Origin of the sequence: Allobosea sp., from assembly GCF_030695125.1 — a bacterium.
Taxonomy (GTDB): domain Bacteria; phylum Pseudomonadota; class Alphaproteobacteria; order Rhizobiales; family Beijerinckiaceae; genus Allobosea.
Window position 1 is genome coordinate 75,574 of record NZ_JAUYTP010000018.1, and the last position, 13,206, is coordinate 88,779.

The following is a 13,206-nucleotide window of genomic DNA, read 5'->3' on the forward strand; positions in this document are numbered from 1 at the left end:
GGCCGTGTCGCTGAGGGGCTCAAAGCAAGCCGACCTGATGAAACTTCGACGCGACGATCTCCTTGTCGAAGGGCTTCATGATGTACTCGTCGGCTCCGGCGTGCATGGCGCGCGCAATGTGGGCGATGTCGTTCTCGGTGGTGCAGAACACCACCTTGGGCCGCTTGCCGCCCGGCATCTGCCGCAGCGTGCGCAGGAAATCGTAGCCGTCCATGATCGGCATGTTCCAGTCGAGCAGGACGGCATCGGGCATCTCGCCCTTGCAGGCGTCGATGGCGCGCGCGCCGTCCTCGGCTTCTGCGATGCGGAACTGGAGGCCTTCGAGAATACGCCGCGCGACCTTGCGGATCACGGCCGAGTCATCGACGACGAGACAATATTTCATAATCGGTCTCCAGATCGGTGCTGCGGCGGGTCAGGCTGCGGCAGCCAGGTCAATTGCGAGGATGGCGTCGACGTCGAGAACGACGAGCAGGCGGTTGTCGAGGCGGTGGACGCCGGCGGCGAGGGCCGCCCAGGCGCGGTCGAGATGGACGGGCATGGGCTCCAGCGTGGATTGATCCAGGCGCATGACCTCGCCAACGGCATCGACGATCAGAGCATAGGCCTCGCCCTGGTGATCGATGCCGACGGCGACCAGTTCTGTCTTGCCCTCGCGATCTTGCTTGAGGGTGACGGGTCGTCCGAGGCGGCGGCGCAGGCAGATGGCGGTGACGATGCGTCCGCGCAGGTTGAGCAGGCCGACGATCTCGGACGGCGCGCGCGGCACGAGCGTGATGCGGTTGGTGATGAACACGTCATGCACGCGGCCGATCGGCAGGCCGAGAATCTGGTCGCCGATCATCACGGTGACGTAGTCGAGCGAATCGAAGGTGCCCGGCGCCGGCTCGGCCACCGGACGGGCCTCAGCCGGGTTACGCGTCTCTGTCTGGTGAAGGGTCATGCCGCCTCCCTGAGACCGGGGCGCCGTTCCGACAATTCGCCCAGCAGCGAGCGGCGGTCGAACTTGGCGACGACCTCGTCGAGCCGGGCCTGGCCGGCGCGCATGTGGAGATCGGGCGTCACCAGAGCCGTGAGGCCGATCAAGCGCAGGCGCTCGCCATCCGCGCCGTTCCGCATTGTGGCGACGAAGGAGAACGCGCTGTCGATGTCGCCGTCGAGGTCGATCAGGACGGTGCTGATGACGCCTGCCGCAAGCTTCTGCTGGGCGGCCTGGAAGTCGCCGGCCACGGCGATGCGGTGCCCGGAAGCCTTGAGGACCGGTGTCAGCATGTCGCACAGGAAACGCGAGGGTTCGATCAGCAGGATCTGCGGGGGCGCGGCCGGATCGCCCGGGGCGGCGCCGGCCTGGCGCCAACCGCGCTCGTGCATCGGCAGGTAGTGGGCGAGGTCGATGATGTCCGTGGCGCGGCCGCGGATCATCGCCGAGCCGACGACGCCTCGGTCGTGGGCATTCGCCATTTCGATGTCGAGGACCTCGTCGACGATGTCGACGATCGCGTCGACCGCGAGCGCCACCGTCATGTCGCCCTCGGAGATGATCACGAGCGGCTGCAGGCCCTGCTCGCGCAGGCGGGTGTCGCCCACCGGCACGACCGGCACCAGCCGGTTGCGGTAATGCAGGAGCGTGCGGCCGCTGCCATGCTCGAACTGCGCGGCATCGACCTCCTCGAGCCGGGTGACGAGCGAGAGAGGCACAGCCCTGAAGCCCTCGGATCCCGTCTTGAAGACGAGCATGGTCGTCCTGTCGTTGGTCGGCGCGATGGCCGAGGGCGCCTCGACGTGAAAGGCATCGCCGCCACCGGCCGCGCCAACCAGCCGGGCCACGCCATTGGGGTCGACGATCAGCACGACGGCGCCATCGCCGAGGATCGTGTTGCCCGAGAAAAGCGGGATGTGCCGCAGCTTGCTCGACATCGGCTTGACGACGATTTCCTCGGTGTGGAAGACGCCGTCGACCAGGATCCCGAATTGCCGCTCGCCGATCTGGGTGACGACGATAAAGCCGTCCTCGAAGGTCGGCTCGGCCGTGCCCATCAGCGCCGAGAGCGCGATCACCGGCAGGAGGCGCCCCCGCAGCCGCAGGATCGGCGCCCCGTTGATGTCTTCGACGCGATGATCGGCCCCGGCTTTGACCCGGACGAGCTCGCGCACGACGATCTGGGGAATGGCGAAACGCTGGTCGCCAGCAACGACGATCAGCGCGGCGACGATGGCCAGCGTCAGGGGAATCTTGATCGTGATCGTGGTGCCGAGCCCCGGCTTGGTGACGACGTCGATCAGCCCGCCGATGGCGTCGACATTGACCTTGACCACGTCCATGCCGACGCCCCGCCCCGAAATGGCGGTGACGCTGTCGGCGGTGGTGAAGCCGGGATGGAAAATGAAGCGGCTGACCTGAGCGTCGGTCATGCGCTCGATCTCGACATCCGTCGCCAGACCGTGCTGCAGGGCCTTGCGCCGGATGCGGTCGATATCGAGGCCGCGCCCGTCATCGGCGATCGCGATCGTCACCGATCCGCCTTCGTGATAGGCGGCGAGGCGGATCGTGCCATGGTCGGGCTTGCCGGCGGCGCGACGCTCTTGCGGCAATTCGATCGCATGGTCGGCGCAGTTGCGCACCATGTGCATCAGCGGATCCTTGATCAGGTCGAGGATCTGCCGGTCGAGTTCGGTGTCTGCCCCCTCGGTGACCAGTTCGATGCGCTTGCCAAGTTCGGCGCCGAGGTCGCGCACGATCCGCGGCAGCTTCGACCAGGCGTTGCCGATCGGCTGCATGCGCGTCTTCATGACGCCGTCCTGCAGCTCCGCCGTGATCAGGGAAAGACGCTGCAAAGGCCCCTTCAGGCCGTTGTCGTCCTGCTTGCGTGAAATCTCGAGAAGCTGGTTTCGCGTCAGCACCAGCTCGGACACCATCGTCATCAGGTGTTCGATGGTGTCGACATTGACGCGCAGCGTCGCGGGGCCGATCGGGCGGTTGTCGCGGGCGGACGTGTCCTCCCCCGGCGCGCCGGCCTCGACCTTGGCGATTCGGCCGTCGCGGCCGCGCTGCGGACCCGGAGCACTCCTGAAGACGAGGTCGAGGCCATCCTCGCTCGGCGCTTCCGGGGCCAGTCCGGAATGTCGGGCCAGATAAGCGGCGACGGGGTCGGCGGCGCCTGCGGCTGCGGGCTGCTTTTTGTACAGCTCCGCCTTGGCGTGCTCGGCCAGGATACCGAGTTCCCTGATCAGGTTCTCGTCGTTGCCGAGCGGTTCCTCGCCCTTCTCCGCCAGTTCGGTGAGGATGTCCTTGACGCGGTCGATCGTCTCGAGAACCGCCGTCACGGCGATGGCGCTGACGCTCGCGCCGTCGCGGAACTGGCCGATCAGCGATTCCGCCGCGTGGGTCAGAGCCTCGAGCCGGGGGAGCCCGATGAAGCCGCAGGTGCCTTTGACCGTGTGGACCAGTCTGAAGATGTTGCGCAGGATGTCGCGGTTGTTGGGCTCCTGTTCGAAGCGCACGAGTTCCCGATCGACGGTGTCGAGGTTTTCGCCGGTCTCGGTCAGGAACTCTTGTAGCAAGTCGTCCATGCAGGGGACCACCACTCAACGCGACAACACACTGCCTCAGCTAAGCAGCAGAAGGGTTTATGATCAGTTGAGATCGGCGCCAAAACTTCGCGATTTGGCGCTGGCCTCGCTTCACGCCGCCTTGTTGGCGGTGATGGTGACCGTGTCGCCCTCGATCGCGAAGGTGATGGCCATGCCGGCGGCGCGCGCGACCATCCCGGTGTAGAGCGGCTGGACGGCATGGGCGTCGATCGTGCCGGTCTCGGAATGCCCCGCGATCAGCTCCTCGACATGGGCGGGGATGCGCGCATGGGACCCCGTCGCGGTGATCGTGTAGCTGCCCTGTTCGCCCTCGACGGTGGCGCGCGAGACCAGCTTGCCGCCGCGCGGAACCGCCTGGGCCGCCAGCACCAGAAGGTTCAGCAGCAGCTTGACCTGGTTCTTCGGCAGCAGGGCGCGCGGCGCCTCCCAGTCGAGCGAGAGTTTCTCGTCGTTGAGGAAGCCGTTGGCGACATTGCCGGCGTCGCCGAGATCGATCATCGCGCCCGCGGAGCCGGCTGCGCCGAAGGCGAGCCGCGCGAATTGCAGCCGGGCCGAGGCGTTGCGGGCGCTCTTCTTGATCAGTTCGAGCGCGAAGTCGCGCATCGAGGGGTCGTCTTCCTCCAGAACCTCGAGCGCGTTGACAATGGCCCCGACCGGGCTGATCACGTCGTGGCAGACGCGGCTGCAGAGGAGCGCTGCCAGATCGAGCGGCTCGAGCGAGATGGCGGTCATGGGACTTGTCCTGGGGTCATTGCTGCGCGGCGCACGGGGCAGACGGTCCGCCGTTTGACCAGATATGGTGCTATCCTGGTTTTCATGTGGTTAAGCCCCGATAATCTGCCGGGATCAGCAAAGGGCGAGCAGCGGTGACGATGGCCGAGCAAGGCTTGCGACAAGACGATCCGCGCCTGGCCGACCGCAACGGTCTGGCACGCTGCCTGTCGGAAGCGGCGCGGCTCAGCGGTGCCGTGCTGCTGGCGATGCGCGCGGCGCGCGATGTCAAGATCAAGGCCGACGGCTCTCCGGTCTGCTCGGCCGATCTCGCCGCCGATCATACGGCCAAACGTGCGCTGGCGCGTCTCCTGCCGGGCATTCCGGTGATCAGCGAGGAAAGCGTGGGCGAGGTTGCGCCGGCCGCGCTGTTCATCCTGCTCGATCCGCTCGACGGCACGCGTGAATTCCTCGCCGGCGGCGACAGCTATTGCGTCGCCATCGCCCTGATCCACGGGGATCGACCGGTGGCGGGCGCGATCGCCGCGCCGGCCAGCGGGCGGTCATGGTTTGCGGGGGAACAGGCTTTCGCCCAGCCGATGGCCGCGGACGGGACGACGACGGGCGCAGCCTGCGAGCTGCACGTTCGCGCCCTGCCGGCGCTGGGGCCGACCACGCTGGTCAGCCGCTTCCATGGCGATGCGTTGAGCGAGCGCGTTTCGGCGGCGATGGGGTCGACGGCGACGATGCCGATGTCGTCGGCGGTGAAGTTCGGCCTGATCGCGTCGGGCGAGGCCGATCTGCATGTGCGCGGCGGCCGGACGATGGAGTGGGACATCGCCGCGGGCGACGCGATCCTCTGCGCGGCCGGCGGCATCATCCTGACGCTCGAAGGCGGCATCCCGCGTTATGGCTGCGTGGATCGCGGCTTCTGCAACCCGTCCTTCGTCGCGGCGTCGAGCGAGGCTCTGGCGCGCCGGGCTCTGCAGGCCGCGCAGATCTGAACCACTGCGTAGACCGCTCCGGTTCAGCGCGCGATGGTTTGCGCGACGCTGCTCCAGTTGTTGTCGGCCATCCGCAGCAGGGCGGCATCGGCGACGAAGCTCTGGCGGTTTTCCTGCGTGCGGAACAGGAACAGCCGCGAGCCGATGATGGCGAACTGGCGGGGATCGGTATCGACGGCGCGTCCGTGCGCCACCGCGGCCGCGTCGAAGCCTCCGTAAGCGGGAGCATAGATCGACGGTGCGTCGCGGAACGCCGCCCGGTTGGCGGCCGAGACGAAGCGCCAGACGACACCCTGATGAAGGACCTCGTAGGCGCGGTCGCCGGCGACGGCGCGGCCATCGATCCGGTAGGCGACCGGGTCGTAGCCGTCGAGAGCGAGACCTGAAGCGCTGTCGTGTTGCGTCGTCTCGGTCAAGGACGGCAATTCCGGCAGCCCTTCCGGCAGGCCGGCCGTGGCGGCGTCGGCGGTTGCCTGCAGCGTGAGCGCCAGAACCGCGAACACACAGACCTGCCGGACGAGCCGGCCGAACGGGCTCATGGCCATGGAAATCCAACGCTGCCTTGTTCCAGCCTTCATCGCGGTCAAATCCTGATCGTGGATGTTGCCGCGGGTTTTCGGACCCAGGCAGCAATCTTCACGGCTTGGATACGCTTTCGAGGGTATCAAACGGGTTACGGAATTGGTTCGCATTGCTCCCAATCGTGTCTGACCTTCGGATTTGATCGAAATCCCGCGGCTTCGGTCCCGCCTTTTCCACCGGTCGGGCCCCGCCCGGCGGTCACCCGTCCCCCTCGCGGCCGCGGTGCGCATGCGGATCGACAGCGCGATGAACCCCCTACCCGGAGATCGCATCTCATGACCCAGACCCGACGCAACCTGATCAAAGGTGGCCTCGCATTCGCCGGCGCCAGTCTGGCGACCCTGGCGGCAGCGCCGGCCATCGCCCAGCAGTCTTATGGACAGAGCCGGTCCTTCTCGCAGAACGAACTCGTCTCGTCCGGTCATCAGTTTTTCGGCAATGTCTCGCGCGGGCTCGCCCTCGCCGTGGAGGAGGCCGTGCGGCGTTGGGGCGAGCCCAACGGCTATGTGCTCGGCCAGGAGGCAGCAGGCGCCTTCGTCGGCGGGCTTCGCTATGGCGAAGGCACGCTGTTCACCCGCAATGCCGGGGATCGCAAGGTTTTCTGGCAAGGCCCGTCCGTGGGCTTCGACTTCGGCGGCGAAGGCTCGCGCACGATGATGCTGGTCTATGGGCTTCCGGCGGTCGATTCGCTCTACCAGCGCTTCGTCGGGGTCGATGGCTCGGCCTATTTCATCGGCGGCTTCGGCTTCACGGCGCTGGCGGCGGAAGGCGTGACGGTGGTGCCGATCCGTACCGGCGTCGGCTGGCGGCTGGGCGTTAATCTCGGCTACCTCAAGTTCACGCCGCAGGCGACGTGGAACCCCTTCTGACCATCGGATCGATCGCCAAGCAGACGATCGATCCGTCGGTTTCCTGCCGCAAGGCAAGACGTGGAATGCTGCAGCATCCGAACAGATTTCCGCTTTCCGCCGACTTGTCCTAACCTGTCGCTTCCCTCGATGTGGAGCCGCCTGTCTTGATCGAAGCCGTCATGCTCGTCGCGCTCGGCTTCCTGTGCGCCAGCCTGCTGGGGCTGGCGGTGGTGCCGGCGCTGAACCGCAGGGCCGACAGGCTCGCGCGTCGCCGCGCGGAGGCCGCCTTTCCGCTGTCGCTCGCCGAGATCGCCGCCGATCGCGACCATTTGCGGGCGGAGCTGGCGCTGCGGGCGCGGACCCTGGAACAGGAGGCCGAGCGTGGCTTCGCAGCCAAGGCGGCCGCGATGCAGGAACTCGGCCGGCGCGACATGAAGATCGGCGAACTCGATGGCGTCGTGCGCGACTGCGAGGCGCGGATCGCGCAGCTGGATGGCGACCTCGACGCGACGCGCGGCACATTGGCCGACACGCGCGCGGCGCTCGCCCGTGAAAGCGCAGCCCTCGTCGAGACGAGCGCGACGCTCGACAGGCGCATCGCCGACCTCGCCAGCCTGGAGCGCGATCTGGCGGACACGCGGACCTCGTTGACCGGCACCAGCGCCGATCTCTCGGCGCGCGAGGTGGAGCTTGCCGGGGAGCGCGAGACGCTCGGCCGCAGCCAGGCGCTGCTGGCCGAACGCGAGGCCGAGTTGCTGCGGCTTCGCCAGGATTATGACCAGATGCGGGTGGCGCAGGTCGAGGACCGCACCAGGATCCTGGTGCTGGACGCCAAGGCCGGCGACCTCGCCAACCGGCTGACGGCGCGGGAGCAGAGCCTCGCCGACAGCGAGGCCGCGCTTTCGGCGATGACCGTCGACCGCGACAGCGAGCGGCTGCTGGCCGATGCGCTGGCCGCCCGGGCCGAGCAGGCCGAGGCCGGGCTCGCCGCAGCCGATGCGCGCGCGATGGCTGCGGGCGCCGAGGCCTTGCGCATTCAGGCGTTGCTGGCGCAGGACGTGCAGGCGCATCAGGCCGACAGCGAGGCGAGGCAGGCTTTGGAGCAGGAACTGACCCGGGCAAAGGCGGCGCTCGATGCCGAGCGGGAGCATTCCGCGCTGGCGCTCGCCGGCCTGCGCGAGGAGCTGCGCGCCCGCGAGGCGCAGATCGAGACGGTGCATGCGGAGGTCCAGACGCTGAAGGGCGCGCTGGAGCAGTCGCGCGCCGAACGTGCCAGGCTCAAGGCCGAGGCCACCCGTGCCCTCAAGGCGGGGGCGAATGCCGCGGTTGCCGCCCCCGAGGCCAATGCCGCGCTGCGGCGCGAGATCATGGCGGTCGCCGAGCGGCTGATGAACCTGCCGCCGCAGCAGGAAGCGGCCGAGTAGCACGCTTTCCCTTGCAAACGCCGTTCCCCCTGCCGCGGTGATGCTCTAGGAAGGCGCGCCTGCGCTTCGGTCGCCCTGCTTCCAACGAGATGGTCTTCGCCCCGTGACCCAAACCCGCTACGATCTCCTCTGCATCGGCGAGCCGCTGGGCGAGTTCAACGCCACCCGCGCCGAAAGCGGCGCCTTCCAGTTCGGCCATGGCGGCGACACCTCGAACTGCGCCATCGCCGCCGCGCGCCAGGGCGCGAAGACGGCCTATCTCGGTGCGCTCGGCGACGACATGGCAGGCCGCTCGATCCGTGATCTCTGGCGCTGCGAAGGCGTCGACGATGCCCATGTCACGACGCATCCGAGCGCGCCGACCGGGCTCTACTTCGTCGATCACGGCCCGTCGGGGCATGTCTTCTCCTATCTGCGGGCCGGCTCCGCCGCGAGCCTGATGGGGCCGCGCGACGTGCCGCGGGATCTCGTCACCTCCGCCCGGATCGTGCAGGCGTCGGGCATCAGCCAGGCGATCTCGGCCTCCGCCTGCGACGCGGTGTTCGAGGCCTTTGCGATCGCGCGCGAGGCCGGCGTGACCACCGCCTACGACACCAATCTGCGCCTGAAGCTCTGGCCGCTGACGCGGGCTAAGGCGATCATCAATGCCGCCTGCGGCATGGCCGACATCGTGCTGCCGGGCTATGACGACGCCACCCAGCTCACCGGCCTGAGCGATGCCGACGCCATCGCCGATTTCTATCTGCGGCTGGGCGCGAAGATCGTGGCGCTGACGCTCGGCCATGAGGGCTCGCTGGTCGCGACGCCGGAGCGGCGCGAGCGGCTGGTGCCGATCAAGGTGGACGCGATCGACGCCACCGGCGCCGGCGACTGCTATGACGGCGCGTTCCTCGCCGAATACATCCGCACCGGCGACGCTTTTGCCGCCGGAGCCTACGCCAATGTCGCTGCGGCCCTGTCCACCCAGGGGTTCAGTGCGGTGGCACCCCTGCCGCGCCGCGCCGATGTCGAGGCGCGGATGGCTCTCGAGGCGAAGAAAGCAAACTGATGGCCGTTCCGGTTCTCGATGAGGCGGGCGCGCTGCTCGCCCGCTACGACGTGCTGATCAGCGATGTCTGGGGTGTGGTGCATGACGGCGTCTGGGCGCTGCCGCCGGCCTGCGCGGCGCTGACGCGTTACCGCGAGCAGGGCGGGGCGGTGGTGCTGCTCTCCAACGCGCCGAGCCCGTCCGAACAGGTCGCCGACCTCCTCGACAAGAAGCGCGTGCCGCGCAGCGCCTGGGACCGGCTGATCACCTCGGGCGACGTCACGCGCTCGCTGATCGCCGAGAGCCACCACCGCAAGATCTTCCATATCGGCTGGCAGAGCGACCGGGCCGTCTTCGACCATGCCGATGTCGAGCTGGTCTCCGAGGACGAGGCCGATCTCGTCGTCGCGACCGAGCTCAACGATTACCGCACCGAGCAGCCGGAGCAGTATCGCCCGCTGCTGGAGCGCTTCGCGGCGCGGGGGCTGCCCTTCATCTGCGGCAATCCCGATCTCGTCGTCCATGTCGGGCACGATCTGCTGCCCTGTGCCGGTTCGCTCGCCTTAATCTATGAGGAGCTCGGCGGCCGCGTCGCCTATGCTGGCAAGCCCTATCGCCCGGCCTATGACCTGGCCCTAGAGGCGGCCCGCTCGGCGCGCGGCGGCCATCCGGTCGATCCGGCGAAGGTGCTGGTGATCGGCGATGCGGTCCGCACCGATCTCGCCGGCGCGCGGCTGATGGGCTTCGACAGCCTGTTCATTGCCGGCGGCATCCACCGCGACGAGACGATGCGGGATGGGGTCCTCGATCCGGCGGGGCTCGAGGCCGTGCTGGCGGGGAGCCCGGTGAAGCCGGTCGCGGCGATGGCGGCTCTGGGGTAGGGGCAGCGGCCACGGGTGTCGATGCCGGCACCGAGCAACTTCGATCTCGACAGAATGTATCGAGATCGATACATTCTGTCCGATGAAGCCGATCCAGTGGCTTGGAAGCAGCAGAGCCGATGTCCGCGCTTTCCCTGATGACGCGAGGATCGACGCTGGCTGGCAGCTCGAACTGGTTCAGCGCGGAGAGGATCCTGACGACTGGAAGCCCATGCAGAGCGTGGGGCCCGGCGTCAGGGAAATCCGGATTCGGGAGGCATCGGGCGCATTCCGCGTCATCTATCTGGCGACGATCGAGGACCGCGTTTTGGTGCTTCACGCGTTCCAGAAGAAGACGCAGGCCACGTCCAAGAAAGACCTCGACCTCGCGGCTCAACGGCTGAAACGATGGAAGGCAGAGCGATGAATGCGGACATCTCCGAGAGCGTCTGGGACGCCCTGGCCGATACCCAGCAGGAAGCGGCCAACCTCAAGGCCCGTTCGGCGCTGCTCTACGCGATCCGCCAGGCGGTCCAGCGTTGGGATTTGCCTCAGGAGGAAGCCGCCAAGCGGCTCGGGCTGACGCGGCCTCGTACCAGTGACCTATTGCGCGGGAAGCTCGCCAAATTCTCGCTCGACGCGCTCGTCAACATTGCCGCGTCGGCGCAATTGGAGATCGAAATCCGGGTCAAGGACGCGGCTTAGCGTCTGAAAGCCAGCAACCCTCAGCCCCGCCCCGCCCGCAGCCGCTTCCCGACATCCTGGAACAGCCCCCGGAACGGCCGGAATACGAATTTCACCGTCGAACGGCCCGGCGGCACGGCGACGGCCCGGAACAGGACGTTGGCGCGCAGGATTTCGGCGGGGGCGCCGTCGATCTCGACCTGCCACCAGGGGTGCCAGACGTCGTTCAGCACGACATAGCCGCCCTGGGGCGCCTCGACCCGAAGCGTCACCTCGGTGGTGCCGTAATCGGTGATGCGGACGCTGCCGGCCGGGTTCTGGCCGGGTGGGTTGGCCCCCGCGGGTGCCGCCGTGCCTGCGGGCCGGCCGGTCGCCAGCGGGTCGCGCGGCAGGGGCGGGAGCGCGCGGTCGAGCAGCACGGTCCGGCGCGGGTCGAAGCCTGAGGGCCACTGGCCGGTGGCGAGGATCGCGTCGAAATCGGCGGTCTCCGCCCTGGGTACGAGCAGCACGCGGGGTAGGGCGCGCGGGTTCTCGTAGACATAGGCGTCGGGCGTGCGGGCAATCTGGGTGAGGTCGCCGGGCTTGAGCGCCTTGTCGATCTGCTCGACGGGAACGCCGGTGGCGATGAAGCGCAGGCCGAGCATGTCGGCCAGCAACGAGCGGTAGCCCGGCATCAGCGGCGAGAAGGTGCGCTGGTCGGGCAGGGCGACATGGTCGCCGGCGCCGGTCGCCTTGCTGTAGATCCCGAGCCGCAGCGGGTTGTAGCCGAGCGTGTTGTCGAGGCGGTGGACGAGGCTGGCATTGGGCCAGTGGAAGCCGATGCCGGCGAGTTCGATGCGGTCGCGCCGGTCGGGGCCGGCGGTGCGGGCGGTCTCGCGCTTGAGGACAGCGATGGTCTCATTGTCGCTGTCGGCGCGCAGCACGTCGTAATCCTGCGCGGGCAGGGCGGTGGATTCGCTGGGACCATTGTTGACCGACAGATCGATGGTCAGCGTCGCGGCCAGCACGATCGTCGCCGCGAGCCCCGCCCCTCGTAGCGCAAAGCCGCGCGCGGCGACGAGTGCGCCAATGGCGAGCACGCCGCAGAGCAGCGCGGTGACCAGCGGAACAGTCGCGACCGCGAGACGCCCCACCGTCCAGGCCAGCCAGAGCGCGAGTGCGAGCGCACCCGTGAAGATCGCGACCTCGAGGAGGCGCTGCCAGGGCTTCGCGCGCGGCGCGGCATCGGTCATGACGAGATGGGTCAGATAGCCGCCGAGCAGGGCCAGGAGCGCGCCGAGGATGAAGAGCGCGTCGGCCGGGCGGCGGTAGAAGGACACGCCGGGAAGCTCGAACAGCAGGCGGAAGCCCGGGGTGAAGCGGCCGAGCGCGAAGATCAGAACGAGCAGGGCCGCGACGCTGAGCGCGACGATCTCGCGGCGCAGCAGCGCGCCGCGGACGACGCCGATGGTCAGGATCAGCCCCGTCGGGATCAGCCCGAGATAGAGCTGGCTCATGTTGCGGGCGAGGTAGAGGTCCTGGGGCCCGAAGCGCGCCTCGAAGGCGGGGCTCGGCGCGCCCCAGAAATTCTCCAGCGGGCCGGCCGCGCCGAAGAGATTGGCGAAGAGCCCCGTCAGTAGGGCGGCCGGGTGCAGCGAGCCCTTGCCGGCGCCGGTCAGGTCGATCGCCGGGCGGTTCGAGCCCTCCGCCAGCACGGCCGTGAGCAGGATCGGCACGGTCGCGACCAGCACCGCGCCGAGCCCGCCTGCCAATAGAGGCAGCAGGCTCGTCTTCAGCGCCCGCCAGGGCTGGCGCGCCATGGCGATGGCGGCGATCACCAGCCCGGCCAGGACATAGACGCCGAGCAGCGCGACCTGGTCGCGGCCGAGCACCATGAAGCCGGCGACGATGCCCGCGGCAAAGCCATAGGCCAGCGAGCCGCGCTCCAGCGCGCGTGCGATCAGCGCGAGCGTGATCGCGAAATAGCCGAGGCTGAGCACCTGGCCGATATGCTGGATGCGCCAGGCGGCCGCCGCCCCGAAGGCGAAAGCGAGGGCCGCGACGACCGCGCCCGCCGGGTGCCAGTCGCGGTCGCGGAAGATGACGACGAAGGCGAGCGCGCCGGCCAGCAGGGTGCCGAGCACCGCCCCGTCTCCGAGCCGGAAGCCGGGAGCAGGTTCGAGCGCGGCGATCAGCGCGAAGGGCGGCGAGAAGATCAGCGATTGCGGATCGGCGATCTGCGGCGAGCCGGCGAAGACGTAAGGAGTCCAGAAGGGCGAGCGGCCGCTGTGCCAGGCTTCCGCCAGAAACTGGAGCTGGGGCTGGAAATGCGCCTTGGCGTCCCAGGGAATGGTGACGACGCCGGAAAGCCAGGGCCAGGACAGCGCGATCCAGGCGAGGACGACGATGGCGACGACCCGGGCGAGGGGCCAGGGCGCGGCCGGGACGGCGGATGGCGGGCTCGGCATGGGCGACATCAGGCTGCGGTGCCCG

The 13,206-nt window shown here is 68.7% G+C and carries 13 protein-coding genes; 7 read left to right on the top strand and 6 right to left on the bottom strand.

Going from position 1 to position 13,206, the window contains the following annotated elements:
* Window positions 1-19: 19 nt before the first annotated feature.
* The 4 genes from Q8S38_RS05650 to chpT all read right to left on the bottom strand — a co-directional run bounded on the left by Q8S38_RS05650 (window position 20) and on the right by chpT (window position 4,323).
* A complete protein-coding gene (locus Q8S38_RS05650; protein WP_043237911.1) occupies window positions 20-385 on the bottom strand; it encodes a response regulator in 366 nt (121 codons plus the stop codon).
* Between the two features lie 30 nt (window positions 386-415).
* Window positions 416-844: a chemotaxis protein CheW gene (locus Q8S38_RS05655; protein WP_305679529.1), complete on the bottom strand. Its 429-nt coding sequence runs from the start codon at window positions 842-844 to the stop codon at window positions 416-418.
* 95 nt (window positions 845-939) lie between these two features.
* Window positions 940-3,570: a hybrid sensor histidine kinase/response regulator gene (locus tag Q8S38_RS05660; protein WP_305679448.1), complete on the bottom strand. Its 2,631-nt coding sequence runs from the start codon at window positions 3,568-3,570 to the stop codon at window positions 940-942.
* 111 nt (window positions 3,571-3,681) lie between these two features.
* Window positions 3,682-4,323 (bottom strand): histidine phosphotransferase ChpT, encoded by a 642-nt coding sequence (gene chpT / locus Q8S38_RS05665; RefSeq protein WP_305679449.1) that lies wholly within the window; start codon window positions 4,321-4,323, stop codon window positions 3,682-3,684.
* Between the two features lie 140 nt (window positions 4,324-4,463).
* Between chpT and Q8S38_RS05670 the strand changes: the two genes are divergently transcribed.
* The gene (locus Q8S38_RS05670) at window positions 4,464-5,306 is read left to right on the top strand and encodes a 3'(2'),5'-bisphosphate nucleotidase CysQ family protein (RefSeq protein ID WP_305679450.1); all 843 of its coding nucleotides are present in this window, start codon (window positions 4,464-4,466) and stop codon (window positions 5,304-5,306) included.
* A 23-nt stretch (window positions 5,307-5,329) separates the two neighbouring features.
* Here Q8S38_RS05670 and Q8S38_RS05675 read toward each other — a convergent pair whose 3' ends face one another.
* Entirely contained in the window at window positions 5,330-5,998 is a 669-nt protein-coding gene (locus Q8S38_RS05675) for a YHS domain-containing (seleno)protein (protein ID WP_305679451.1), read from the bottom strand.
* A gap of 165 nt (window positions 5,999-6,163) precedes the next feature.
* Between Q8S38_RS05675 and Q8S38_RS05680 the strand changes: the two genes are divergently transcribed.
* The 6 genes from Q8S38_RS05680 to Q8S38_RS05705 all read left to right on the top strand — a co-directional run bounded on the left by Q8S38_RS05680 (window position 6,164) and on the right by Q8S38_RS05705 (window position 10,755).
* Entirely contained in the window at window positions 6,164-6,757 is a 594-nt protein-coding gene (locus Q8S38_RS05680) for a DUF1134 domain-containing protein (RefSeq protein WP_305679452.1), read from the top strand.
* A 146-nt stretch (window positions 6,758-6,903) separates the two neighbouring features.
* Window positions 6,904-8,163 (top strand): coiled-coil domain-containing protein, encoded by a 1,260-nt coding sequence (locus Q8S38_RS05685; protein WP_305679453.1) that lies wholly within the window; start codon window positions 6,904-6,906, stop codon window positions 8,161-8,163.
* Window positions 8,164-8,266: 103 nt separating this feature from the next.
* Window positions 8,267-9,211 carry a sugar kinase gene (locus tag Q8S38_RS05690; protein ID WP_305679454.1) on the top strand — a complete coding sequence of 315 codons (945 nt, stop codon included), beginning with the start codon at window positions 8,267-8,269 and terminating at the stop codon, window positions 9,209-9,211.
* On the top strand, window positions 9,211-10,071 hold the full coding sequence (locus tag Q8S38_RS05695) for a TIGR01459 family HAD-type hydrolase (RefSeq protein ID WP_305679455.1): 861 nt from the start codon (window positions 9,211-9,213) through the stop codon (window positions 10,069-10,071). The genes Q8S38_RS05690 and Q8S38_RS05695 overlap by 1 nt, the downstream gene beginning before the upstream one ends.
* A gap of 82 nt (window positions 10,072-10,153) precedes the next feature.
* Entirely contained in the window at window positions 10,154-10,477 is a 324-nt protein-coding gene (locus tag Q8S38_RS05700; RefSeq protein ID WP_305679456.1) for a type II toxin-antitoxin system RelE/ParE family toxin, read from the top strand.
* Complete coding sequence (locus Q8S38_RS05705; RefSeq protein ID WP_305679457.1) at window positions 10,474-10,755, top strand: helix-turn-helix domain-containing protein; 282 nt, start codon at window positions 10,474-10,476, stop codon at window positions 10,753-10,755. Before Q8S38_RS05700 ends, Q8S38_RS05705 begins: the two co-directional genes overlap by 4 nt.
* A gap of 20 nt (window positions 10,756-10,775) precedes the next feature.
* Here the strand turns inward: Q8S38_RS05705 and Q8S38_RS05710 are convergent, their stop codons facing one another.
* The gene (locus Q8S38_RS05710; RefSeq protein ID WP_305679458.1) at window positions 10,776-13,181 is read right to left on the bottom strand and encodes a hypothetical protein; all 2,406 of its coding nucleotides are present in this window, start codon (window positions 13,179-13,181) and stop codon (window positions 10,776-10,778) included.
* Between the last annotated feature and the right edge of the window lie 25 nt (window positions 13,182-13,206).